Origin of the sequence: Nonomuraea bangladeshensis (genome assembly GCF_039529455.1) — a bacterium.
Lineage (GTDB): Bacteria > Actinomycetota > Actinomycetes > Streptosporangiales > Streptosporangiaceae > Nonomuraea > Nonomuraea bangladeshensis.
The window spans coordinates 227716-252459 of record NZ_BAAAMV010000011.1 but is presented as its reverse complement, the minus strand read 5'-3'; the positions used below and the strand labels follow the sequence as shown (position 1 = coordinate 252459).

Genomic DNA, 24744 nt, shown 5'->3' with positions numbered 1-24744 from the left:
CACGACGAGGGCACGAGACATATGAGCATGGAAGCCGTCTTCTTCGACATGGACGGGCTGCTGGTCGACAGCGAGCGGGTCTGGCTGGAGATCGAGACCGGGGTGATGGCCCGGCTGGGCGCCGCCTGGACGCCCGAGCACCAGGCCCACCTGGTCGGCGGGTCCATGGAGCGCACGATCGACTACATGCTGGCCGTCTCGGGCGCCGAGGTGCCGGCCGGCACCGTGCGGTCGTGGATGGTCGACGGCATGGTGGCCCGGCTGTCGGCCGGGGTCGAGCTCATGCCGGGGGCCGTCGAGCTGCTCGACGCCGTACGCGCGGAGGGGGTGCCCGCCGGGCTGGTCACCTCCTCGCTGGGCGAGATCGCCGGCGCCGTGCTGAAGGTCGTCGGGCGTGAGCGTTTCGACGTCATCGTCACGGCCGACGACGTGACGCACACCAAGCCCGACCCGGAGCCCTACCTCACGGCGGCCCGGCTGCTGGGGGTGGAGCCGGTGCGCTGCGTCGTGCTGGAGGACTCCCCGAGCGGGGTGGCCGCGGCGACGGCGGCCGGCTGCGCGGTGGTGGCCGTCCCGAGCATCCTGCCGATCGAGCCGGCCCCGGGCCGCCTGGTCGTCCCCTCGCTCACCGCCGTCACCGTCGCCGACCTCCGGGCCCTCCTGCCGGCCTGATACGGAACGCCCGCTCCCGGGCGCCCACTCCGGGACGCCCGCTCCCGGGCGCCCACTCCGGGACGCCCGCTCCCGGGCGTCCCTTTCGGCCCTGTGCGTGCCTAGAACGGCCGCTACGCCCGTTCGGCGGGGTTGGCGGCGTTCGTCCCTGAAAGGACAGCAGGGGGCGAGCGGCGTTCCCCTAGGGGACGGCTGGTTCTCGCGGAGGAGAGCGAACGGCCGTTCGCATGCCAGGATGGAGGCAGAAGCCGAGACGAAGGGGTGGCCGGATGGACTTCGACCAGATCGCATGGTTTCCGCTGTGCGCCGGGGCGACGGTGGCGGGCCTGGTCCTGAGCTTCCTGGCGTTCCGCCGCAGAGGAGCGGCGTCGGGCCTGCGGGTGGCGGCGTGGGCGCTGCTGCCGGTGGCGGCCTATCTGACGAACGCGCTGCCGGCGCTGTGGACCATCGGCACCACGGCCGTGGGGTTCGTCACCGGCCTGGTGCTCAACCCGGCGGTGTGGGCGGGCGTCGCCGTGGCCGGGCTGTCGGCGGTGCTGTTCGTGGTGTCGGGGTTCATGCGCGGCCGCAGGCTCTCCGTCGGGCGGAAGGACAAGGGCGAGAAGAAGGGCACGGGCGAGACGCCCGCGCAGCGGCCGGCCCAGCCTGGCGCGGCCCAGCCCGCCGCCTCGGCCGCCGCGCCCAAGCCGGCCGTCGCCGCGAAACAGCGCAAAGCGCCCGCCGACGACGACTTCTCCGACATCGAGGAGCTCCTCAAGCGGCGCGGCATCAGCTGACCTCGGTTGTGTCACGAATCCGAGACGCAACCGGAACCGGGCCACGACATTCAGATCAAGATCAATACGAATGAGTTTCGCATCAATCACAGATTAGCCACATAGCGGCCTGAGGGACTGGTCATACCAGCTCAGGCCATAGATTCTGCCTCCTGAGGTCGCGACTTTGCGGTCTAAGTCCAGTTTCAATAGACAGCGTCGTCTGGATCCAGGGGGCAATTTCGCATGACCGCGCCGCTTGACGTTCCCGGTTCCGCCGCAGAAGCGCAACCGGAGTCGGTGCTCGCGGGAGCGGGCAAGGACATCCAGGGCCGGTCCCTCACGAGGATCGCCTGGATGCGGCTGAGGCGGGACAAGGTCGCCCTGGGCGGTGGCGTCGTCGTCGTGCTGCTGATCCTCGTGGCGATCTTCTCCGGGCCCATCATCTCGGTCTTCGGGCACGACCCCCTGGAGTTCCACCAGGAGGCCATCGACCAGAGCACGCTGCTGCCCCAGGGCTCCTTCGGCAACATGGGCAGCGAATACCTGCTCGGCGTCGAGCCGGTCAACGGCCGCGACATCTTCAGCCGCATCGTGGCCGGCGCCTGGATCTCGCTGCTCATCGGCTTCCTCGCCACCCTGGTGTCGGTCGTCATCGGCACCGTCCTCGGCGTGGTCGCCGGCTACTTCGGCGGCTGGGTCGACCAGGTCATCGGCCGCATCATGGACGTCTTCCTCGCCTTCCCGCTGCTGGTCTTCGCGATCGCGCTGGCGGGCGTCGTCCCCGACAAGGGGTTCGGGCTGGAGGGCAACGGCCTGCGCATCGCCATGCTGATCTTCATCATCGGCTTCTTCAGCTGGCCCAGCATCGGCCGCATCGTCCGGGGCCAGACCCTGTCGCTGCGCGAGCGGGAGTTCGTCGACGCCGCCCGCAGCCTCGGGGCGCGCCACGGCTACATCCTCTTCCGCGAGGTGCTGCCCAACCTGCTCGCGCCGATCCTGGTCTACGCGACCCTGCTCATCCCGACCAACATCCTGTTCGAGGCCTCGCTCTCCTTCCTGGGCGTGGGCATCAACCCGCCCACCCCGACCTGGGGCGGCATGCTGTCCGAGGCGGTGCGCTTCTACACGCTGCCGCACTTCGTGCTCTTCCCGGGCCTGGCGATCTTCATCACGGTCCTGGCGTTCAACCTGTTCGGCGACGGGTTGAGGGACGCCTTCGACCCCCGCGCGCACTGACCTTCGCCTACGCTCCATCCCCCATCTCACTACCAAGGGGTTAGTCAATGAGAAGGAAATCCGCACTGGCGGCGGCCGCGACAGCGGCGCTGGCCATGGTGCTCTCCGCCTGTGGCGGAGGTGGCGGCACGCCGCAGCAGCCCGCGCAGTCGGCGTCCGGCGGAGGCGCGCAACCCGCGTTCAACGCCGCGCTCACCGGTGTGTACAACCCTTCGACGAAGAAGGGCGGCACGATCAAGGCCGCGCACTCCTCCGACTGGGACAGCCTCGACCCGGCCGACACCTACTACGGGTACTCGTTCAACTTCGGCCGCCTCTACTGGCGTACGCTGACGACGTACAAGACCGGTCCCGGCCCCGACGGCAACCAGGTCGTCCCCGACCTCGCCGAGGGACTGGGCCAGCCGAGCCCGGACGGCAAGACCTGGACGTACAAGATCCGCTCCGGCCTCAAGTTCGAGGACGGCACGCCGATCACGGCCAAGGACGTGGCCTACGCGGTGGCCCGTTCGTACGACAAGGAGACCTTCCCCCACGGCCCCTCGTACCTCAACGAGCTGCTGGCCTGGCCGAAGGACTTCAAGGGCGTCTACAAGACCCCCGACGTCGACTACAAGTCTGCCGTCGAGGCGACCGACGACACCACGGTGGTCTTCCACCTGGTCAAGCCGTTCTCGTCCATGGACTACATCGTCCAGCTCCCGATGACGGCGCCGGTGCCGAAGGACAAGGACACGGGCGCGAAGTACCGCGAGCACGTGATCTCCTCGGGCCCGTACAAGTTCGAGACCAACGAGGCCGGCAAGCGCTTCACGCTGGTCCGCAACGACCAGTGGGACCCCGCCACCGACCCCAACCGGCCCGCGCTGCCGGACAAGTGGGAGGTCCAGCTCAACGTCAACGCCGATGACCTGGACAACCAGCTCATGTCGGGCAGCATCCAGCTCGACATCCCGGGCACCGGCATGCAGCCCGCGGCGCTCGGCAAGGTCCTGCCGGACCCGGCGCTGAAGGCCCGCACCGACAACCCGACGATCGCCCGTCTGTGGTACGTCTCGGTCATCCCGGACACCAAGCCGCTCGACAACATCGAGTGCCGCAAGGCCGTCATGTGGGCCGCGGACCGCGTCGCCAACCAGACCGCCTACGGCGGCCCGGTGGCCGGCGGCGAGATCGCCACGAACGTCATGCCGCCCGCCGTCGTCGGCCAGGAGAAGTTCGACCTGTACCAGACGCCGGAGAACAAGGGCGACGTCGAGAAGGCCAAGCAGGCCCTGGCCGCCTGCGGCCAGCCGAACGGCTTCGAGACCACGATGACGTTCCGCGCCGACCGTCCGCGTGAGAAGGCCCTCGCCGAGGCCATGCAGCAGGCGCTGTCCAAGGCCGGCATCAAGCTGACGCTGAAGGGCTTCCCGGCCTCCAGCTACTTCTCCGACTACGCCGGCAACGTCGACTACGTCAAGAAGAACGGCATCGGCCTGGCCACGCACGGCTGGGGCTCCGACTGGCCCGACGGTTACGGCTTCATGCAGGCCATCGTCGACAGCCGGACCATCCGCCCGGCGGGCAACTACAACCTGAGCGTCAAGAACGCCGAGGTCGACAAGCTCGTCGACCAGGCCGCCGCCGAGCTGGACGCCACCGCCCGCGCCAAGCTGTGGGTGGACGTCGACAAGAAGGTCATGGAGGACGCCTCCATCCTTCCCGTCGTCTGGGCCAAGTCGCTGCTCATGCGCGGCCAGGGCGTGACCAACCTCGCCTACAACGAGGGCCAGCAGATGTACGACTACGTGCTGCTCGGCGCGGAGTGACCAGGCGAGGCTCGGGGATCTAGCGAAGGCAGGTGAAGGCAGGAGTGGCCGGCCCGGCGCGGGCCGGCCACTCGGCCGGCAGCGGTGCTCACATACATCATCAGGCGTCTGATCGGCGCGCTCGCGATGCTCATCGTGGTCAGCATGGTCACCTTCGGCATCTTCTTCGTCGTGCCGCAGTGGGCCGGGGCGACTCCCGAGGCCCTCGCCTCGCGCTACGTCGGGCGCGCGGCGACCCCGGAGACCGTTCACCTGGTCGCCGAGCGGCTCGGCTTCTACGACCCGGTGGTCGTGCAGTACGGCAGGTTCGTCAAGGGCGTCTTCGCCGGCGCCGAGTACGACTACGGCGCGGGCGTCGAGCAGTGCCCCGCTCCCTGCTTCGGCTACTCCTTCATCAGCGGACAGCCCGTCTGGCCGGACCTGGTCGACCGCATGCCGGTCACCTTCTCCCTCGCCATCGGCGCGGCCATCCTGTGGGTGCTGGGCGGCGTCGCCATCGGCGTGCTGTCGGCGCTGCGCCGCGGCAGCTTCTTCGACCGGCTGTCCATGGGCACCGCCCTCGCCGGCGTGTCGCTGCCCATCTTCTTCACCGGCATGGTCTCCCTGGTCATCTTCAGCTACGGCCTCGGCTGGACCCCGCCGGGCGGTGCGTACACACCGCTGGCGGAGAACCCGGCGCTGTGGGCCTACGACCTGCTGCTGCCGTGGATCACGCTGGCCTTCCTGTTCGCCGCCACCTACGCCCGGCTCACCCGGGCGGGCATGCTGGAGACCATGGGGGAGGACTACATCCGCACCGCCCGCGCCAAGGGGCTGAGGGAGCGGGAGGTGATCGTCAAGCACGGCCTGCGCGCCGCGCTGACGCCCATCCTCACGCTCTTCGGCATCGACTTCGGGCTGCTGATCGGCGGCGCCGTCCTCACCGAGACCACCTATACTCTGCCCGGGCTCGGCCAGTACGCCATTCTGGCGATCAGGAACCAGGACCTGCCGCAGGTCATGGGGGTCGTGCTGGTCGCCGCGCTGTTCGTGGTGGTCGCGAGCCTGGTCGTCGACCTGCTCTACGCCGTGGTCGACCCGAGGGTGAGGTTGTCGTGAGCTTCCTTGAGGTCAAGGACCTGAAGATCCACTTTCCGACCGACGACGGTCTGGTCAAGTCCGTCGACGGGCTGACGTTCGAGCTCGAACGCGGCAAGACGCTCGGCATCGTCGGCGAGTCCGGCTCCGGCAAGAGCGTCACCAGCCTCGGCATCCTGGGGCTGCACAAGGGCGGCCGTGCCCACCTCTCCGGCGAGATCTGGCTGGACGGCGAGGAGCTGATCGGCGCCTCCGCCGAGCACGTACGCGGCCTGCGCGGCAAGAAGATGGCGATGATCTTCCAGGATCCGCTGTCGTCGATGCACCCCTACTACACGGTCGGCCAGCAGATCATCGAGGCCTACCGCATCCACAACGACGTCAGCAAGCAGGTCGCCCGCAAGCACGCGATCGACATGCTGGGCCGCGTCGGCATCCCCGAGCCGGCCAGGCGCGTCGACAGCTACCCGCACGAGTTCTCCGGCGGCATGCGCCAGCGCGCGATGATCGCCATGGCGCTGTCGTGCGACCCCGAGCTGCTCATCGCCGACGAGCCGACCACGGCGCTCGACGTGACCGTCCAGGCCCAGATCCTCGACCTCATGGTCGACCTGCAGCGCGAGTTCAACTCCGCGCTCATCATCATCACCCACGACCTGGGCGTGGTGGCCGAGCTGTCCGACGACATCCTCGTCATGTACGGCGGCAAGTGCATCGAGTACGGCCCGGCCGACAGCATCTTCTACCGCCCCGAGCACCCCTACACCTGGGGCCTGCTCGGCTCCATGCCCCGCCTGGACCGGGAGCCCACCGAGCGGCTGCTGCCGATCAAGGGCTCGCCGCCCTCGCTCATCAACGTGCCCCCCGGCTGCGCGTTCCATCCGCGCTGCCCGTACGCCGAGCGCACGCAGGGCAAGGCCGACACCGAGGTGCCCGCGCTGGCCGAGACCGAGGGCGGCCACCTGGTGCGCTGCCACATGAGCCGCGACGAGCGGCGCGGCCTGTGGGAGAACGAGATCAAGCCAGTGCTGGAGACCCAGTGAGCGAGCCGAACTACGCCAGTGAGCCGCTTCTTTCCGTGCAGGACATGGAGAAGCACTTCCCCGTGACCAAGGGCCTGCTGAAGAGACAGGTCGGCGCGGTCAAGGCGGTCGACGGCATCAGCTTCGACGTCTTCAAGGGCGAAACCCTCGGCCTGGTGGGCGAGTCGGGCTGCGGCAAGTCCACGACCGGCCGCCTGGTCACCCGGCTGCTGGAGCCCACCGCGGGCAAGGTCGTCTTCGAGGGCCAGGACATCACGCACATGAGCCAGGGGCGGCTGCGGCCGCTCCGGCGCGACATGCAGATGATCTTCCAGGACCCCTACTCGTCGCTGAACCCCCGGCACACGGTCGGCGCCATCGTCGGCGCGCCGTTCCGCATCCAGGGCGTGCAGACCGAGAACGGCGTCAAGAAGGCCGTCCAGGACATCCTGTCGCTGGTCGGGCTCAACCCCGAGCACTACAACCGCTACCCGCACGAGTTCTCCGGCGGCCAGCGCCAGCGCATCGGCATCGCCCGCACGCTCGCGCTCAAGCCCAAGCTCATCATCGCCGACGAGCCGGTCTCCGCGCTCGACGTGTCCATCCAGGCCCAGGTCGTCAACCTGCTGGAGGACCTGCAGAACGAGCTGGACCTCACCTACGTCGTGATCGCCCACGACCTGTCGGTGGTGCGCCACATCAGCGACCGGGTCGCCGTGATGTACCTCGGCAAGATCGTCGAGATCGCCGACCGCAAGCGGCTCTACAGCTCGCCCATGCACCCCTACACCAACGCCCTGCTGTCGGCCGTGCCCGTGCCCGACCCCAAGGCGCGCAAGGGCCGCGAGCGCATCCGGCTGGCCGGCGACGTGCCGAGCCCGCTCAACCCGCCGCCCGCCTGCCGCTTCCACACCCGCTGCTGGAAGGCGCAGGAGATCTGCAAGACGGTCGAGCCGCCGCTGGGCGAGGTGGCGAGCGGGCACCGCGTCGCCTGCCACTTCCCGGAGAACGCCGTGGAGACCCCGGCGGCCGCGGCCGCCGAGCAGAGCTGACACGCGCCGGGCGTCCCCGACGACGGGCCGCCCGGCCCGGTCAGGACAGGGCGCCCGGCGTGATGAGGCCCGTCTCGTAGGCCAGCACCACCGCCTGCACGCGGTCGCGCAGCCCCAGCTTGGTCAGCACGTTGCCGACGTGCGTCTTGACCGTCGTCTCGCTCACCACCAGCTTGGCGGCGATCTCGGCGTTGGACATGCCCTTGGCGATCAGCCGCAGCACCTCCAGCTCGCGCTCGGTCAGCCGGTCGAGCCGGGCGGGGGCCGCCTGCTCGTACGCCGACGGCAGCCGCGCGGCGAACCGGTCGAGCAGCCGCCGGGTCACGCTCGGCGCGACGATCGCCTCGCCCGCCGCCACCACCCGGATCGCCTGCACCAGCTCGTCCGGCGGCACGTCCTTCAGCAGGAACCCCGACGCGCCCGCGCGCAGCGCCTCCACGATGTACTCGTCGAGGTCGAACGTGGTCAGCACCAGCACCTTCGGCACGTGCGCCGACGGCGCCGCCTCCCGCACGATCCGGCGGGTCGCCTCGATGCCGTCCACCCCGGGCATCCTGATGTCCATGAGCACCACGTCGGGCAGCAGCGCCCGGGTCTGCTCCATCGCGGCCTTGCCGTCGCCGGCCTGCCCCACCACCGTGATGTCGGGCTCGGCCTCGAGAATCAGGCGGAAACCGGTGCGCAGCAGCGGCTGGTCGTCCACCAGCAGCACTCTGATCGTCATTGTCCGTCCTTCAGCGGGAACCTCGCCCGCACCTCGAAACCGCCCCCCGGCAGCGGACCGATGCTCAGGATTCCACCATAGAGTGCCACTCTTTCGCGAATGCCCACCAAACCATGCCCTTGCCCCGAGGTCAGACCATCCGCCGCGCCGCCCGTCCCGTCGTCCTCGACCCGTACGTCCAGCTCGCGCGGCTTGTGCCGGACGGTGACCACCGCGCCGGCCCCGGCCCCCGCGTGCCGCAGGCTGTTGGTCAGCCCCTCCTGCACCAGCCGGTACGCCGCCAGGTCCACCCCGGCGGGCAGCTCCCGCGGCTCGCCCTCCACCAGCAGCCGGACCGGCAGCCCCGCCTCCCGCATCTGCTCCACGAGCGCCGGCAGGTCACGTACGCCCGGCTGGGGCCCCAGCTCGGCCCGCGCGTCGGCGCGCAGCACCCCCACGATCGTGCGCATCTCCGCCATCGCGGTGCGCCCGGTGTGCTCGATGGCCGACAGCGCCTCGCCCGCCAGCGCGGGATTGGCGGCGAGCACCCGCCGCGCCGCCGCGGCCTGCACCACCATGACGCTGACGTGGTGGGCCACCACGTCGTGCAGCTCCCGCGCGATCCGCGAGCGCTCCTCGGCCCGCGCCGCCCGGGTGTCGGCCGCGTGCGCCCGCTCCAGCCGCGCCGCCCGGTCCTTCAGCTCCTCCAGGTAGGCCCGCCGCAGCCGCAGGCTGCGCCCCGCGCCCCACACGGCCGTCACCAGGATGACGACCACCACGTGGTCGGTCCAGGCCGCCGCCCGCACGGGGCCGGCCAGCGCCCCCAGCGTGTACGCCGACAACGACACCAGCAGCCCGCCCAGCGCCATCGCCAGCCCCCGGTGGGAGGCCACCGAGTAGAGCAGCACCAGCCCGGCCAGGCCCGGCACGCCCATGCCGTAGCCGGTCGCCGTCAGCAGCAGGCCCGGCACCAGGGCCGCGCACAGCGCGGCCAGCGGCCAGCGCCGGCGGAAGGCCACGGGCACGCCCGCCACGGCCACCAGCGCGACGCCGAACCCGTCGGGCGGCCGCGGCCCCGCGGACGCCGGGATCAGCGGGTCGTCGAGCGTGTGGAGCACCACCGAGACGATCGCCACCACGGCGGCGAGAACCGGGTCGTGGAGGCGGGTTCGGTCGATGCGCACGGCTTCACTGTAGGACCGCCTGGGAGTCCGATTCCTCCTCCCCGGGGAGGATCAGTCCTGCTAAAGCTCGTCGGTCGCGGCCCGGCGGTTCCTGCGCACGGTGTCGCCGGGCTGCCGGTCGGGCACCGGGGGAGGGGTGCCGCCGAACTCGGGGCACAGCGCCTGATGGTCGCACCAGTCGCACAGCCGGCTGCGCCGCGCCCGCCACTCGCCGCTCTGCATCGCGCGCTCGATCGCCGTCCACAGCGCCATCACCTTGCGCTCGGTGGCCTGCAGGTCGGCCTCGTCGGGGGCGTAGCGCAGCACCTCGCCCTGGCCGCCGAGGTAGACGAGCTGCAGCAGCCGCGGCACCCGCCCGCGCAGCCGCCACAGCACCAGCGCGTAGAACTTCATCTGGAACAGCGCCTTGGCCTCGAAGTCGGGCCCCGGCGCGCTGCCGGTCTTGTAGTCGACCACCCGGACCTCGCCGGTCGGCGCCACGTCGAGCCGGTCGACGTAGCCGCGCAGCATCAGCCCGCCGTCGAGCACCGCCTCGACGTAGAGCTCACGCTCGGCCGGCTCCAGCCGGGTCGGGTCCTCCAGCGTGAAGTAGCGCTCCAGCATGCCGCGGGCCTGCGCCAGCCACTCGGCCTGCTCCTCCTCGCCGGAGAACATCTCGGCGTATTGGGGGTCGTCGTCGAGCAGCCGCCGCCACTGCGGCTCCAGCAGCTCCAGCGCCGCCGCCACCGACCGGCGCGGAGCCGGCAGGTCGTAGAGCCGCTCCAGGACCGCGTGGACCACCGTGCCGCGCACCGCCGCCGGGGAGGGCCGCTCGGGGAGCTGGTCGATCACCCGGAAGCGGTAGAGCAGCGGGCAGGTCATGAAATCGCCCGCGCGGGAGGGGGACAGCGCACCGATGATCACCGGCTCGGTCAGCGTCATGCACGCACTCTAGGTCACGGCCCCGACAGATTGACCCCCGGCGCGACGATGAGCGCCTGCCGCGGCGCGTAGCATCAAGGCAGCGAGACCACCACACCGCCGGGGCCCGACCGCACGCGGACCCGCCGGGAAGACGTACGAGGAGAGCGGTGAGCGAGCAGAGCCCCCGGCAGGAGTTCTCCGGCGTCCCGATGGGGAGGCTGTTCGGCATCCCCGTCTACGTGTCCTGGACCTGGTTCCTCGTGGCCGGCTTCATCACCGTGATGTTCGGCCCCTACTTCGGGCGGATGCTGCCCGGCATCGGCGAGGCCGCCGCCTACGGCGTGGCGTTCGTCTTCGCGGTGCTGCTCTACGTCTCGGTGCTGCTGCACGAGCTGGCGCACAGCGTCCTCGCCAAGGCCTACGGGCTGCCGGTGCGCCGCATCACCCTCTACCTCCTCGGCGGCGTCTCGGAGATCGAGAAGGAGCCGCCCACGCCGGGCAAGGAGTTCCTGGTGGCCGCGGCGGGGCCGGGGCTGTCGCTCGGGCTGGCCGGGCTCGGCTGGCTGGCCGACGTCTACTTCATCAACGACGGCGGCATCCTCGAGGTGCTGGTGCTGCAGCTCTGGTTCGCCAACCTCATCGTCGGCGTCTTCAACCTGCTGCCGGGACTGCCGCTCGACGGCGGCCGGATGCTGCGGGCCGGCGTGTGGAAGATCGCCGGCAGCCCCGGCACCGGCACGATCGTGGCCGCCTGGGGCGGCCGGGTGCTGGCCGTGCTGCTCGTCGCCGTGCCCCTCGCGTCGGCGCTCGTCGGCGGCGGCGAGGCCGACATCACCGACGTGATCTGGCCGCTGGTGCTGGCCTCCTTCATCTGGATGGGCGCCTCGCAGTCGCTGCGGGTGGCCAAGATCCGCGCCCGCATCCCGCGGGTCAACGCGCGGGCCCTGGCCCGCAGGGCGGTGCCGGTGAGCGGCGACACGCCGCTGTCGGAGGCGTTGCGGCAGGCGGGCGAGCGGCACGCGGGCGCCATCGTCGTGGTCGACCACGACGGCCGGCCGCTGGCGATCGTCAGCGAGGCCGCCGTGCAGGCCACCCCCGAGCACCGCCGCCCGTGGGTGAGCTCCGCCTCCCTGGCCAAGTCGCTCGACCCGGCCATGGTGCTCGCCGCCGACCTCGCGGGCGAGCCGCTCATCGACGCCATGCGCGAGGCGCCGGGCAGCGAATATCTCCTCGTGGAGCCGGGCGGCGAGGTCTACGGCGTGCTGTCCACCGCCGATGTGAACCGGGTGTTCACCGGCGTCTGATTTGTCCCACTCGTTTAAGCCGCGGCCCCCGGATAGGGTCGTGTCCAGCGGTTTCCGGGTTCGGGAGCGGACCCGGGCGATTTCTGCGATGCGATGACTGGCCGCTAGTGTGCTGTTTGGCCAAACTTGCACAGTTAAGGGGTTAGTTGCGGTCCACCGGTTCATCGAATCGAGACGACGGGGGCGCGGCACGGCTCCGTCGTCTGGGTATGCGTATGGCTGGTGGCCGGCACCGCAGTGCGGGCGCCGTGACAACGCCGGCTTCCGGGGAGGAGAGTTGAGTGACCGAGCGCAGCGAGGGCACCGATGAGCGCGGCACGGTCGTCATGAGGGAGGACGCATGACCGACCAAGGCTTCGGAGCGGTGCGTCCGCTTCCTGGTGACGGTCTCGTCGCCTACCTGGGCGGGCTGCTGCTGGTGTGCGATCCGGGCGAGGCCACCGCCGACGGCCTGCTCGACGCGCTGCGCGAGACCGCGGCCTCCGGCGGCGACGGCCGGGCACTGGCGCGCCGCGCGGCGCAGGTGCTGGCGGCCAACATGGCGGGCGACCCCGCCGCGTGCGCGGTCGCGGGCCCGGTGACCGGCGGCGTCGCCGTCCTGGTCAGCGGCTCGGCCTCGGCGAGCGTCGTCACCTCCGCCGGCGAGACGCGGCTGTCCGGCAGCGACTCTCTGACCTGGGCCGACCGGCTCGTCACCGGCACCGTCGAGCGGGTCGAGCTGAGCCTGCCCGGCGCCGGCTCCCCGCATCCCGCCGTACGCCTCGACGGCGGCGTGGTCCACGGCGGCGGCCTGGTCAGCGACCTCGCCGACCGTCCCGCCGACCGTCCCATCGGGCGGTCGTCCGAAATGCCCGCGCAGTCCCGGCCGCTGACCAGCGAGATGCCGGCCACGGCCTTCCACATCGAGGCCGACCTCATCCAGCCGCCCGCCCAGCAGCAGCCCCAGCACCAGCCCCAGCCGCAGCCGCAGTCCCAGCCGGTGGAGCGGCCGCCCTATCCGCTGGCCGACCAGCCGCCGGTCGTGCCGAGCCCGCCCTCGGGCCCCCAGCCCGTCCCGGCGTCCATGGAGCAGGGGCCCTACCACACGCCTCAGGATCAGCCGTACCCCTCGCAGGACCAGCCTTACCCGTCGCAGGAGCAGCACTCCCCGTACGGGCCGCCGCACGACCAGCCGCCGGCCTACCACTCGCGCGAGTCGTCGCCGTCCCTGGCCGAGCCGGGCCACTACCCGACCTACGACGAGCAGCCGCCCTCCGGCAACGGCCTGCCCGACCAGCAGGGGCAGCAGCCCTTCGGCGGGCCCGACCACTTCGGCGACCAGCCCGCGCCGCTCGGCCAGCCCGACCACTTCGACCACCCGGGCCCGCCGCAGCAGGAGCAGCAGCAGCCCGAGCACGGCGACCGGCCGCTGGTCTACGGGGTCGACTGCAAGAACGACCACTTCAACGACCCCCGCGTCCCCTACTGCGCCGTCTGCGGCATCGCCCTGGTCCAGCGCACCCTCGTCCCCTACAAGGGCCCGCGCCCCTCGCTCGGCGTGCTCATCCTCGACGACGGCACGGCGCTGCCGCTGGAGAGCGACTACCTGCTCGGCCGCGACCCCGAGCGGGCCCCCGAGGTGGCCGGCGGCACGGCCCGCCCGGCCAAGGTGACCAGCCCCGACGGCTCGGTCTCGCGCCGTCACCTGCGGGTGGCGCTCGACGGCTGGGACGTCAACCTGGTCGACCTCGGCTCGGTCAACGGCACCCAGATCCAGCCGCCCGGCGACCCCAACTTCTACGACATCCCGCCCAACGAGCCCGTCACCATCGCGCCCGGCACCACCGTGCGCGTGGGCGTCTCCCGCACCCTGCGCTACGAGGCGCACCGCGGCTGAGCGGCCCGCCGGCCGCGCCCCCTCACCGAGCGGGCGCGGCCGCCGTCCGGCGTCGTCCAAAGCCTGCCGTCCGGCGTCCTCCAGGGCCTGCCGTCCGGCGTCGTCCAAGGCTTGCCATCGGGCGTCGTCCAGGGCCTGCCGTCCGGCGTTCTCCGTGGCCCTTCAGACCGGGCGGAACGCCCGTACGCCCCGCAGGAGCCGCACCGCCGCCTCCAGGCCGCTGGCCGCCTCCAGCGCCCGCCCGGCCGCGATCGCGTACCTGCTCAGCAGGTGCTCGTCGGCGTCGCAGAAGGCCCGCCCAGCGACCCACACGAACAGGTGGTCGCACGACACCGCGGGCACCGGCGTCGCGAGGAAGCCAGGCTCGCCCACGCTGGGGTCGCACGCCAGCCGCACCGGCTCCACGGCCGACGCCAGCTCCTTCAGCACCCCCGACTCCGCGAGCCAGCAGCGCACCCGCAGCGGGTCGCCGGGCGGGGTGTGCGCGTACATCGACCGGGCCTCCTCGCGCAGCGGATCCGCGCGGACGAAACCCGCGTACGAGGTGTTCGCGACCGCGGCGGCGGCCCGCGCCAGCCGGTCCACCAGGTCCGCGGCCTCCAGCCCTGAACAGGCGGAGATGAGCTCGCGCATGGAGACGTCGACACGGTTGTATGGCATCGCGGCGATCCCTCGGCCGGTCGGAGGCGAGATCGCGCGAGCCGACCACGCGACCCTCGAAAGCGACTGCCCCGACTATCGCCCCCGACGTGGCCCTTGACTAGCCCTCAACAGGAAATCGGGATTTCTCCCCGTCCGGGGCCGTCAGCCGTCAGGAGGAGCGGACGCGGGCCCAGGCGAGGTCGTCCACGCGCCGCCCGCCGCCCTTCGGGAACATCTCCCTGTGCACGCCCTCCCGGCTGAACCCGGCCCGCTCCAGCACCCGGTGCGAGGCGACGTTGCCCGCCTCGGTGCCGGCCACGACCCGGTGCAGCGCCGTACGGGCGAACGCCCAGTCCACCAGCAGCCGCACCGCCCGCGTCATGAACCCCTTGCCGCGGAAGCCCGGCATCAGCGAGTAGCCGACCATCGCCTGCCCGAGCGCCGGCGTCACCTGGGTGAGCTGCACGTGCCCGGCGAACGCCCCGGACCCGGCGTCGCGCACGGCCAGCTCGATCCGCTGCCCCGACACCCACCAGTAGCCGGTGTAGCGGCAGCGCCGCTCGTCGTCCTGGAGGGTGCTGGGCGGCCCCACCTTGTACGCGGCCACGACCGGATCGGCCAGCATCCGGTGGAAGTCGGCCGCGTCCGCCGGGGTCATCGGCGTCAGCCGCACCACGCCGTCGGACAGCTCCCCGCCGTCGAAGAACGGCAGGTACGGCTCCACCGGCGGCGCCGCCTCGCCCGGCAGTCGCCCGAAGGTGATCAGGTCGGCGGGGCGGCCGTCGCGCAGCAGCTTGGCCTCGCGCCGGTGCCCCTCCTCGCGGAAGCCCGCCTTGTACGCCACCCGCAGGCTGGCGACATTCTCCACCTCGGCCTCCAGCTCGACCCGGCGTACGCCCTGGTCGAACAGCCAGTCGGCGACCGCCCGCGCGGCCGTCGAGGCCACGCCCTTGCCGCGGGCCCACGGCGCGACGAGGTAGCCGAGCTCGGTGACCCGCCAGCGGTCGGGCGGCCGGACGCCGATCGAGCCGGCGTAGCGGCCGTCCTGGGTGATGGCGAACTCGGCGCCGCCGGCCTCCCACTTGGCGCGGGCCTGCTCGACGTACGCGCGCGCGTCCGACAGCCGGTACGGGGAGGGCAGCAGCGGCAGGAAGCGGGCCGTCACAGGGTCGTCGCACGCCCGCATGATCGCCTCGGCGTCGGAGTCTGAGGGGGCCCGCAGGACGAGGGGACCGGCGGAGATCACGTGGCGCGCGAGCATCCCCCATACTTATCGTGCGTCCGGAGCCGCCCGAAAGCCCTATAACCTTGCCGCCATGGGTTTCCGCAGGCATGGGCCGTTCCGCCCGGGGGATCAGGTGCAGCTCACCGACCCCAAGAACAAGCGCCACACGATCACGCTCAAAGAGGACGGCGTCTTCCACACCCACAAGGGCGCCATCCCGCACAGCGACCTGATCGGGCAGCCCGAGGGCTCCGTGGTGCGCTCGTCCGGCGGCACCCAATACCTCGCCTTCCGCCACCTCCTCCAGGACTACACGCTCGCCATGCCGCGCGGCGCGGCCGTCATCTACCCCAAGGACGCCTCGATGATCGTCGGCATGGCCGACGTCTTCCCCGGCGCCCGCGTGATCGAGGCGGGGGTCGGCTCCGGCGCGCTCACCTGCTTCCTGCTGCGCGCCGTCGGCCCCGAGGGCCACGTGACGAGCTACGAGCGCCGCCAGGACTTCGCCGACGTGGCGCGCAAGAACGTCGAGAACTTCTACGGCGGCCCCATGGACGACACCTGGCGGCTGGTGGTCGGCGACCTCAACGACTCCATCGACGAGGCCGACGTCGACCGGGTGATCCTCGACATGCTCGCGCCGTGGGAGTGCGTCGACGCCGCCGCCAAGGCCCTCACGCCGGGCGGCGTGATCTGCTGTTACGTGGCCACGACCACCCAGCTGTCGAAGACCGTCGAGGTCATTCGCGATCACGGGTGTTTCACCGAGCCGCATGCGTGGGAGACCCTGGTTCGCGACTGGCATGTCGAAGGACTCGCGGTGAGGCCGGATCATCGGATGATCGGCCACACGGGGTTCCTCGTCTCCGCCCGCCGCATGGCGGACGGAGTGACACCCCCGCCGAGACGCCGCCGACCGAAGGGGACGACCGAAGAACTATGACAATTTGGCCACGAGGGTGCGTTGGTGAGTGACACGGGAACAGATCGTCGTGTTCCTGTGCTGGGAGTATTAAACGCACTATTGAGGATTAATCGCCGAACACTGAATGTCACTCTACGAACACTGCCCGGCCAGGTTACGGAGGGGCCCGAGATAGGTAAGGTCCTTAGTAGTCGCCCTCGACTGGGAAGGAGGTGACGGGGCGTGGCAGCTCGCGATGATGCTGAGGCTCGAGCCGCGCAGCGCGAACGGGAGGTCGCTGATCTTTCAACACAGGTCTCCTTCCTGCAGGAGGAGATCACCGCGCTGAGGCGGAAGCTGGCCGAGTCACCCCGTCAGGCCAGAGTCCTCGAAGAGCGTCTCCATGAGGCACAGGCGAACCTCGCGGCCGTGACCGGCCAGAACGAACGCCTTGTGGCCACACTCAAGGAGGCCAGGGACCAGATCGTCGCTCTCAAGGAGGAGGTCGACCGGCTGGCGCAGCCGCCGTCCGGTTTCGGCACCTTCCTGGAGGCCAGAGAAGACGGCACGATCGAGGTGTTCACCGGCGGCCGCAAGCTGCGGGTGAACGTCAGCCCCGCCGTCGACGTCGATTCGCTGCGGCGTGGCCAGGAGGTCATGCTCAACGAAGCGCTCAACGTGGTCGAGGCGCTCGGCTACGAAGAGGTCGGCGAGATCGTGATGCTCAAAGAACTGCTCGACGAGGGCAAGCGGGCCCTGGTCATCTCGCACGCCGACGAAGAGCGCGTCGTGCGGCTGGCCGACTCGCTGCAGGGCCAGCCCGTCAGGGCCGGCGACTCGCTCCTGCTGGAGCCCCGCTCGGGCTACGTCTACGAGCGCATACCCAAGTCCGAAGTCGAAGAGCTCGTGCTCGAAGAGGTCCCCGACATCTCCTACGAGGAGATCGGCGGCCTCGGACGGCAGATCGAGCAGATCAGGGACGCCATCGAGCTGCCCTACCTGCACGCCGACCTGTTCCGCGAGCACATGCTGCGGCCGCCGAAGGGCGTGCTGCTGTACGGCCCGCCCGGCTGCGGCAAGACGCTCATCGCCAAGGCCGTCGCCAACTCCCTGGCCAAGCAGGTCGCGGAGAAGACCGGCCAGTCCGGCAAGAGCTTCTTCCTCAACATCAAGGGCCCGGAGCTGCTCAACAAGTACGTCGGCGAGACCGAGCGGCACATCCGCCTGGTCTTCCAGCGGGCTCGTGAGAAGGCCTCCGAGGGCACGCCGGTGATCGTGTTCTTCGACGAGATGGACTCGATCTTCCGCACCCGCGGCTCCGGCGTCTCGTCCGACGTCGAGAACACCATCGTCCCTCAGCTGCTGTCGGAGATCGACGGCGTCGAGGGCCTGGAGAACGTCATCGTCATCGGCGCCTCCAACCGCGAGGACATGATCGACCCCGCGATCCTGCGGCCCGGCCGCCTGGACGTGAAGATCAAGATCGAGCGGCCGGACGCCGAGGCGGCGAAGGACATCTTCTCGAAGTACCTGCGTCCCGACCTCCCTCTGCACCCGGACGACCTGGCCGAGCACGGCGACTCGCGGCAGGGCACCATCCAGGGCATGATCCAGAGCGTCGTCGAGCGCATGTACACCGAGAGCGAGGAAAACCGCTTCCTCGAGGTGACCTACGCCAACGGCGACAAGGAAGTCCTCTACTTCAAGGACTTCAACTCCGGCGCGATGATCCAGAACATCGTCGACCGGGGCAAGAAGATGGCCATCAAGCAGTTCCTCGAGACCGGCCAGAAGGGCCTGCGGGTGCAGCACCTGCTCACGGCCTGCGTGGACGAGTTCTCCGAGAACGAGGACCTGCCCAACACCACCAACCCCGACGACTGGGCTCGCATCTCCGGCAAGAAGGGCGAGCGGATCGTCTACATCCGCACGCTGGTCTCCGGCAAGCAGGGCAGCGAGGCCGGCCGCTCGATCGACACCGTCGCCAACACCGGCCAGTACCTGTGACCCCTTCCCGAGAGGGCCACGGCGCCTGACGCCGGCACGACGACAAGCGGGAGGGCCTCCGGGCCCTCCCGCTTTCGTTTCCCGGTGCCCGCCGCCCTCCGCCCGACGCCGGGCGCGACACGACGCGATAGGCATGCGCCGGCCCGCCTCCGGGGCGCACACTTGGCGATGTGACCACTTCCGATCAGGTGGGGCTCAAGCGCGTCGAGGTGCACGTCGAGGGCGTCCTGCGGGGCGTCGGCTTCCGGCCCTTCGTGCACGCGCTCGCCCGGCGGCTCGGCCTGGCCGGCCAGGTGCGCGACGACGTCGACGGCGTGCACATCGAGATCGAGGGCGCCCGCCCCCGCGTCGCGGAGTTCCTCACCGCGCTCGAACGCGACGCCCCCGACCTGTCGGAGATCGAACGGGTCACCGTCGTCCGCGCCGAGCCCACCGGCCGCCGCGGGTTCGCCGTCGCCGCCGCCGACCCCGCGGGCCCGCGCCGCGCCGCGGTCCCCGCCGACCTCGCCACCTGTGACGACTGCCTGCGCGAGCTCGCCGATCCCGCCGATCGCCGCCACCGGCACCCGTTCGTCTCCTGCGCCGGCTGCGGGCCGCGCTTCACCGTCGTGCGCGCCGTCCCCTACGACCGGCCGCTGACCACCATGGCGGGTTTCGCGATGTGCCCGGACTGCGTGGCCGAGTACCACGACCCCGGCGGCCGCCGCTTCCACGCCCCGCCGATCTGCTGCCCCGGCTGCGGGCCCCGGCTGCGGCTGCTCGACCCGGGCGGCGGCGAACTGCCGGGCGATCCCGTCGCCACCGCCGCCGCCCTCCTGCGGGCGGGCCGGATCGTGGCGGTCAAGGGCCTCGGCGGCTACCAGCTCGCCGTCGCCGCCTCCAGCGAGCCGGCCGTCGCCGCCCTGCGCCTGCGCGAGCAGCGCGCGGACGAGCCGTACGCCGTCCTGGCCGCCGACCTCGCGCAGGCCGGCCTGCTGTGCGCGATCGACGGGGACGCCGCCGGGCTCCTCACCAGCCGGGCCCGCCCGATCGTGCTCCTGCCCCGCCGTGACGCCTCCCACCGCGACGCCTCCCACCGCGACGCCTCCCACCGCGACGCCTCCCACCGCGACGCCTCCCACCGCGACGCTCCCCGCCGTGACGCCTCCCGCCGCGACGCCTCCCGCGCTCTGGCGCCCTCCGTTGCGCCCGGGAGCCGGAGTCTCGGCGTCATGCTGCCCGGCACGCCGCTGCACCACCTGCTGCTCGCCGAGGTCGCCGAGCCCCTCGTACTCACCGGCGGCACCGGTGACGAGCCCATTGCGTACGACGACGCCGACGCCCTGGCCCGGCTCGGCGCGGTCGCCGACGCCTTCCTCACCCACGACCGGCCTATCCACGTCCGCGCCGACGACAGCGTGGTCCGGCCCACGGCCGGCGGGGTCGTCGTGCTGCGGCGGGCTCGCGGTTACGCGCCCGAGCCGTTGCCGCTGCGCCATTTCGTGCCCCGTACCGTGCTGGCCTGCGGCGCCGACCGGGAGAGCACCTTCTGCCTGGCCCGCGACCGGCGCGCGTTCGTCTCGCCGCCCTTCGGCGACCTGGACAACGACGAGGCCCGGCGCTCGTACGCGGCCGGCATCGAGCACTTCCTCGCCCTGTTCGACCTGTGCCCCGAGATCGTCGCCCACGACCTGCACCCCGGGCACCGCTCCACCCGGCACGCCCTCGCGATCCCCGGCGTCGAGCACGTCGCCGTCCAGCACCACCACGCCCACATCGCCTCCTGCCTGGCCGACAACGGCGAGCGGGGCCCCGTGATCGGCGTCGCCTTCGACGGCTCCGGCCACGGCACCGACGGCACCGTCTGGGGCGGCGAGTTCCTGCGGGCCGACCTGGCCGGCTTCGAACGGCTCGGCCGCCTGGAGCCCGTCCCCATGCCGGGCGGCGACGCCGCGGTCCGCGAGCCCTGGCTCATGGCCGCCGCCTACCTCGGCCCCGGCGACGGCCCGCCCAAGCTGGACGTCGTACGCCGCAACGCCGAACGCTGGGCCGCCGCGCTCGCCCTCGCTGCCGGCTCCCCGCTCACCTCCAGCGCCGCCCGGCTCCTCGACGCCGTCGCCGCGCTCCTCGGGGTCCGGGACCAGATCACCTATGCCGGTCAGGCCGCGTACGAGCTGGAACAGCACGCCGACCCTGCGGAGACCGGCTGCTACCGCGCCCGCCTCACGCCGGGGGAGCCGCTCACCGTGCACGGCGCCGACCTGGTCCGGGCCGCCGCCCGCGACCTGGAGTCCGGGCGGCCCACCCCGGTCATCGCCGGCCGCTTCCACAACGGCGTGGCCGACGCCGTGGCGCGCGCCTGCGCCGCGCTCAGGGACGCCACCGGCCTCACGGCGGTCGCCCTGTCCGGCGGCGTCTTCCAGAACGTGCTCCTCACCGAGCGCACCGTGCGGCGGCTGCGCGCGGCCGGCTTCCGCGTCCTCACCCACCGGCGGGTGCCGCCCGGCGACGGCGGGCTCAGCCTGGGCCAGGCCGTCGTCGCCGCGGCCCGCGATCGGGCCCGCCTATCACGCTGACGCTCCGTGACGGAAGTGAACAGCGGGACCAGGGGAACCAAAGTGATCGCTGTGGCGTCAAAAGGGGCGTGCGCACCCCCAACCGGCCGAAGCATGCCCGGGAGCACGGCCGGTTGGCCGAGCTCGACCTCCTCCGGTTCCTCGCCGCCCTCGCGGTCGTCGCCTTCCACTACCTCGTGGCGTACGCCAGCGTGTGGGGCGACCGGCCCGCCGAGCTGTTCCCCGCCGTGGCCCCCGTGGCCGGGCTCGGCATCCTGGGCGTCGAGCTGTTCTTCATCATCAGCGGGTTCGTCATCCTCATGACGGTGTGGGGGAAGGGGTTAGGGGCGTTCGCCCGTTCCCGTCTGGTGCGGCTCTATCCGGCGTACTGGCTGAGCCTCGCGGCCGTCGCCGCCCTCTACGGCCTCACCGGCGCCAAGGCCCTGGACCCCAAGCTGTCCACCGGCGAATACCTGCTGAACGCGACCATGTTCCAGCGGCTGTTCAAGGTCACCGACGCCAGCGGCGTCTACTGGTCGCTCTGGGCGGAGCTGCGCTTCTACCTCCTCATGGCCATCCTCGTGATCGTCGGCGTCACCTACGGGCGCGTCCTCGCCTTCTGCGGGATCTGGCTGGCCGCCGCGCTCGCGCTCAAGGTGCTCCAGCACGGCGACGTCGCCGTCCCCCCGGTGATCACCGAGACCGTCATGCCCGACTACGCCCCCTACTTCGTCGCCGGCATGGGCCTCTACCTCGTGCACAAGCACGGCCACGCCTGGCTGCCGTGGATCTACGTGGCCGCCGGCTACGCCCTGTCGCTCGACAGCGCCCTGGCCCGCGTGCACCGCCGCATCGACGCCGCCGGGTTCAAGAACATGCCGGTCACCGACACCAGCGTGATCATCGCGATCACGATCGTCTTCGCCCTCATGGCGCTGGCCGCCACCCGGGTCCTGCGGCTCAAGCCGTCGCGGACGCTGACCGCGCTCGGCGGCATCACCTACCCGCTCTACCTGTTCCACAGCGTGGTGGCCGTCGCCGTCATCCCCGTGCTCAGCGGCGATCTGCCGCCGTGGCTCGTCGCCTGTTGCGCCACGCTGATAGCCGTGCTCCTGTCCTATCTGGTGTACGTCTTTGCCGAACGTCCCATCCAGCGCATACTCAAGCCCCGCGGGCGGGCGGGCGCCTCGGTGGCTTCCGCCGTACAGATGGAAAAAGCGTCGGTGCCATAACCTTGTGGCCCTGGGGCACTGTGAAGGGCATAGGCTCGGGCATATAAACGGCGGATAGACAGACCCGGACGAACAGAGGATGTTGCATGACGGTGCGTCGGGTGATGGGCATCGAGACCGAGTACGGCATCTCCGTACCCGGCCAGCCAGGCGCCAACGCGATGGTGACCTCCTCGCAGGTCGTCAACGCGTACCTCGCCGCCTCGGCGGCCCGCGCGCGCCGCGCGCGCTGGGACTTCGAGGAGGAGAACCCCCTGCGTGACGCGCGCGGGTTCGACCTGGCGCGAGAGGTCGCCGACCCCACCCAGCTCACCGACGAGGACCTCGGGCTGGCCAACGTCATCCTGACCAACGGGGCCCGGCTCTACGTCGACCACGCCCATCCCGAATACTCCGCGCCCGAGTGCACCAACCCCCGCGCCGCGGTCATCTGGGACAAGGCGGGCGAGCGGGTCATGTACGACGCCGCCACGCGTGCCTCGGCCATGCCCGCCAACGCGCCCATCCAGCTCTACAAGAACAACACCGACGCCAAGGGCGCCAGCTACGGCTGCCACGAGAACTACCTCATGCGCCGCGCCACGCCCTTCGCCGACATCGTGCGCCACCTGACCCCGTTCTTCGTCAGCAGGCAGGTCGTCGTCGGCGCGGGCAAGGTCGGCATCGGCCAGGACTCGCGCGGCGAGGGCTTCCAGATCAGCCAGCGCGCCGACTTCTTCGAGGTCGAGGTCGGCCTGGAGACCACGCTCAAGCGGCCCATCATCAACACCCGCGACGAGCCGCACGCCGACCCCGAGAAGTACCGGCGCCTGCACGTGATCATCGGCGACGCCAACATGTCCGAGATCTCCACCTATCTGAAGCTCGGCACCACGGCGCTCGTGCTGGCCATGATCGAGGAGGGCTTCCTCAGCCGCGATCTCGCCGTCGAGAACCCCGTCCAGGCCCTGCGCGCGGTCTCACACGACCCGACCTGCCGCTACGAGATCGCCCTGCGCGACGGCCGCAAGCTCACCGCCGTCCAGTTGCAGATGGAATACCTGGAGCAGGCGCGCAAGTTCGTCGAGGAGCGCGGCACCGCCCAGGACGAGATGAACAAGGACGTGCTCGACCGCTGGGAGTCCGTGCTCACCCGCCTGGCCGAGGACCCCATGCAGCTCGCCCGCGAGCTCGACTGGGTCGCCAAGCTCGAACTCCTGGAGGGCTACCGCAGCCGCGACGGCCTGGCCTGGTCCCACCCCCGCCTCCAGCTCGTCGACCTCCAGTACAGCGACATCCGGCCCGACCGCGGCCTCTACAACCGCCTGGTCGCCCGGGGCCGCATGCAGCGCCTGGTCTCCGAGGAGGAGGTGCAGCGCGCCGTCGAGCACCCGCCCAGCGACACCCGCGCCTACTTCCGCGGTCGTTGCCTGCGCCAGTACAGCGAGTCCGTCGCCGCCGCCTCCTGGGACTCCGTCATCTTCGACATCCCGGGCCGCGAGTCCCTGCAGCGCGTCCCCACCCTGGAGCCCCTGCGCGGCACCAAGGCGCACGTCGGAGAGCTGTTCGACCGCTGCCACACGGCCGCCGACCTGGTCGCCGCCCTCACCGGCGGCGAATGACCGTCCGCTGACGCCGGGGCCGGCCGCTCACAGCAGGCCGATGCCCAGCGTCAGCGTGCCCACCGCCAGGCCCACGCCGCCCGCCACGGCGAGCCAGATGAGCTTGTTCGGCCTGGTGTCGCCCGGGCGGGCCACCGACAGGAAGAACCCCAGCGGCATCAGGACGGGCGCCGCCACGATGAGCACCCGGGTCAGCGTCCTGACGCCCTCGGGGAGTGCGGTCTGGTCCACGTACAGCATCGCCACCAGGGCGAACAGGACCAGCACGCCCGCGTGCGCGTGCCCCGCCCGCCACAGGCCGCGCCGGACCGGGTTGTCCCGGTAGCCGGGAACGTTCCGCATGAGGAACGTCAGCAGCGACACACCGCCGAACACGATCGTCGGGACTGTGATGAGGAGCACACCTGCCATGGTCAGGGACATAGTGGACATATCTGAACCTCCGTGTACGTAGGGGACTCATTATTGGATAGCAACACTATCCAGTCAACCGATACAAGATCGCGCAAGGTTGGGCGCGAAATGTCGGACGGTTCGGGGAAGATATGCCTAGAGGCAGTCCCCCAAGCGGAGGTAGGACATGGCAACCAAGGACACCGGCGGCCAGAAGCAGGCCGGACGGCGCGAGACCGAGGTTGAGGAGACCGAGGCCTCGGCGGCGCCCGACGTTCAGGAGCGTCAGGAGAAGCTCACCGACGACGTCGACGCGATCCTCGACGAGATCGACGAGGTCCTCGAGGAGAACGCCGAGGAGTTCGTCCGCAGCTACGTCCAGAAGGGCGGGGAGTAACACACCCGGCACGGCACCACCACGATCTAGAGTCACGGCAACACCGAGGACGACGTCGAGCGCGCGCTCGCCCGTCAGGGCGGGCCCTGCGCCGTCGCCCTCGGCGCCCGTCCCATGAGCGGCCGGACGGGCGGCACCCCATGAGGTGAGGCCGCGAACGGGCGAGCGCTCCGGCCCGGCCGGCGCCTCGCTGTCTTCCGTCGCGCGGGCG

21 protein-coding genes are annotated in these 24744 nt (G+C 71.4%); 15 read left to right on the top strand and 6 right to left on the bottom strand.

The annotated features are described in order from the left end of the window. The first annotated feature begins 21 nt into the window (after positions 1-21). The 7 genes from ABD292_RS36295 (at position 22) to ABD292_RS36265 (ending at position 7628) form a co-directional block, all read left to right on the top strand. A complete protein-coding gene (locus ABD292_RS36295) occupies positions 22-672 on the top strand; it encodes an HAD family hydrolase (RefSeq protein ID WP_344215530.1) in 651 nt (216 codons plus the stop codon). A gap of 269 nt (positions 673-941) precedes the next feature. After that, a complete protein-coding gene (locus tag ABD292_RS36290) occupies positions 942-1448 on the top strand; it encodes a cellulose synthase (RefSeq protein ID WP_344215527.1) in 507 nt (168 codons plus the stop codon). 225 nt (positions 1449-1673) lie between these two features. Continuing rightward, positions 1674-2666 (top strand): ABC transporter permease, encoded by a 993-nt coding sequence (locus ABD292_RS36285; RefSeq protein WP_091087569.1) that lies wholly within the window; start codon positions 1674-1676, stop codon positions 2664-2666. A gap of 47 nt (positions 2667-2713) precedes the next feature. Then, positions 2714-4477, top strand: a complete 1764-nt coding sequence (locus ABD292_RS36280; protein ID WP_344215523.1) for an ABC transporter substrate-binding protein — start codon at positions 2714-2716, stop codon at positions 4475-4477. Between the two features lie 84 nt (positions 4478-4561). Then, positions 4562-5575 (top strand): ABC transporter permease, encoded by a 1014-nt coding sequence (locus tag ABD292_RS36275; protein WP_344215521.1) that lies wholly within the window; start codon positions 4562-4564, stop codon positions 5573-5575. Further along, entirely contained in the window at positions 5572-6597 is a 1026-nt protein-coding gene (locus ABD292_RS36270; RefSeq protein WP_344215519.1) for an ABC transporter ATP-binding protein, read from the top strand. The genes ABD292_RS36275 and ABD292_RS36270 overlap by 4 nt, the downstream gene beginning before the upstream one ends. Positions 6598-6641: 44 nt before the next feature. Continuing rightward, positions 6642-7628 (top strand): ABC transporter ATP-binding protein, encoded by a 987-nt coding sequence (locus ABD292_RS36265; RefSeq protein WP_371247569.1) that lies wholly within the window; start codon positions 6642-6644, stop codon positions 7626-7628. Between the two features lie 40 nt (positions 7629-7668). Here the strand turns inward: ABD292_RS36265 and ABD292_RS36260 are convergent, their stop codons facing one another. Genes ABD292_RS36260 through ABD292_RS36250 form a run of 3 tightly spaced genes read right to left on the bottom strand, consistent with a single transcriptional unit; the run spans position 7669 to position 10436 of the window. Then, positions 7669-8352 (bottom strand): response regulator, encoded by a 684-nt coding sequence (locus tag ABD292_RS36260; protein WP_091087580.1) that lies wholly within the window; start codon positions 8350-8352, stop codon positions 7669-7671. Beyond that, positions 8349-9515 carry a sensor histidine kinase gene (locus ABD292_RS36255; RefSeq protein WP_344215514.1) on the bottom strand — a complete coding sequence of 389 codons (1167 nt, stop codon included), beginning with the start codon at positions 9513-9515 and terminating at the stop codon, positions 8349-8351. The genes ABD292_RS36260 and ABD292_RS36255 overlap by 4 nt, the downstream gene beginning before the upstream one ends. A 60-nt stretch (positions 9516-9575) precedes the next feature. Further along, positions 9576-10436 (bottom strand): RecB family exonuclease, encoded by an 861-nt coding sequence (locus tag ABD292_RS36250; protein ID WP_344215512.1) that lies wholly within the window; start codon positions 10434-10436, stop codon positions 9576-9578. A 149-nt stretch (positions 10437-10585) separates the two neighbouring features. Between ABD292_RS36250 and ABD292_RS36245 the strand changes: the two genes are divergently transcribed. Together ABD292_RS36245 and ABD292_RS36240 are read left to right on the top strand one after the other, a co-directional pair. Further along, positions 10586-11722, top strand: coding sequence for a site-2 protease family protein (locus ABD292_RS36245; protein WP_344215510.1), 1137 nt, complete (start codon positions 10586-10588; stop codon positions 11720-11722). A gap of 340 nt (positions 11723-12062) precedes the next feature. Further along, the gene (locus tag ABD292_RS36240) at positions 12063-13598 is read left to right on the top strand and encodes an FHA domain-containing protein (RefSeq protein ID WP_344215508.1); all 1536 of its coding nucleotides are present in this window, start codon (positions 12063-12065) and stop codon (positions 13596-13598) included. Positions 13599-13760: 162 nt separating this feature from the next. Here the strand turns inward: ABD292_RS36240 and ABD292_RS36235 are convergent, their stop codons facing one another. Both ABD292_RS36235 and ABD292_RS36230 read right to left on the bottom strand, forming a co-directional pair. Continuing rightward, the gene (locus ABD292_RS36235; RefSeq protein WP_344215506.1) at positions 13761-14258 is read right to left on the bottom strand and encodes a hypothetical protein; all 498 of its coding nucleotides are present in this window, start codon (positions 14256-14258) and stop codon (positions 13761-13763) included. A 151-nt stretch (positions 14259-14409) separates the two neighbouring features. Further along, positions 14410-15501 (bottom strand): GNAT family N-acetyltransferase, encoded by a 1092-nt coding sequence (locus ABD292_RS36230; RefSeq protein WP_344215503.1) that lies wholly within the window; start codon positions 15499-15501, stop codon positions 14410-14412. 55 nt (positions 15502-15556) lie between these two features. Between ABD292_RS36230 and ABD292_RS36225 the strand changes: the two genes are divergently transcribed. The 5 genes from ABD292_RS36225 (at position 15557) to dop (ending at position 23743) form a co-directional block, all read left to right on the top strand. After that, complete coding sequence (locus ABD292_RS36225) at positions 15557-16408, top strand: tRNA (adenine-N1)-methyltransferase (RefSeq protein WP_344215501.1); 852 nt, start codon at positions 15557-15559, stop codon at positions 16406-16408. A 204-nt stretch (positions 16409-16612) separates the two neighbouring features. Continuing rightward, entirely contained in the window at positions 16613-18376 is a 1764-nt protein-coding gene (gene arc / locus ABD292_RS36220; RefSeq protein WP_344215499.1) for a proteasome ATPase, read from the top strand. Positions 18377-18546: 170 nt separating this feature from the next. Continuing rightward, on the top strand, positions 18547-20931 hold the full coding sequence (locus tag ABD292_RS36215; protein ID WP_344215496.1) for a carbamoyltransferase HypF: 2385 nt from the start codon (positions 18547-18549) through the stop codon (positions 20929-20931). Positions 20932-20999: 68 nt separating this feature from the next. Next, on the top strand, positions 21000-22142 hold the full coding sequence (locus tag ABD292_RS36210; protein ID WP_344215494.1) for an acyltransferase family protein: 1143 nt from the start codon (positions 21000-21002) through the stop codon (positions 22140-22142). Positions 22143-22228: 86 nt separating this feature from the next. Further along, positions 22229-23743, top strand: a complete 1515-nt coding sequence (gene dop, locus ABD292_RS36205; RefSeq protein WP_344215491.1) for a depupylase/deamidase Dop — start codon at positions 22229-22231, stop codon at positions 23741-23743. A 27-nt stretch (positions 23744-23770) separates the two neighbouring features. Here dop and ABD292_RS36200 read toward each other — a convergent pair whose 3' ends face one another. After that, positions 23771-24154: a hypothetical protein gene (locus ABD292_RS36200; RefSeq protein ID WP_344215892.1), complete on the bottom strand. Its 384-nt coding sequence runs from the start codon at positions 24152-24154 to the stop codon at positions 23771-23773. 169 nt (positions 24155-24323) lie between these two features. On the opposite strand from ABD292_RS36200, the gene ABD292_RS36195 reads away from it, so the two are divergent. Further along, complete coding sequence (locus tag ABD292_RS36195; protein ID WP_329575500.1) at positions 24324-24533, top strand: ubiquitin-like protein Pup; 210 nt, start codon at positions 24324-24326, stop codon at positions 24531-24533. Positions 24534-24744 lie beyond the last annotated feature (211 nt).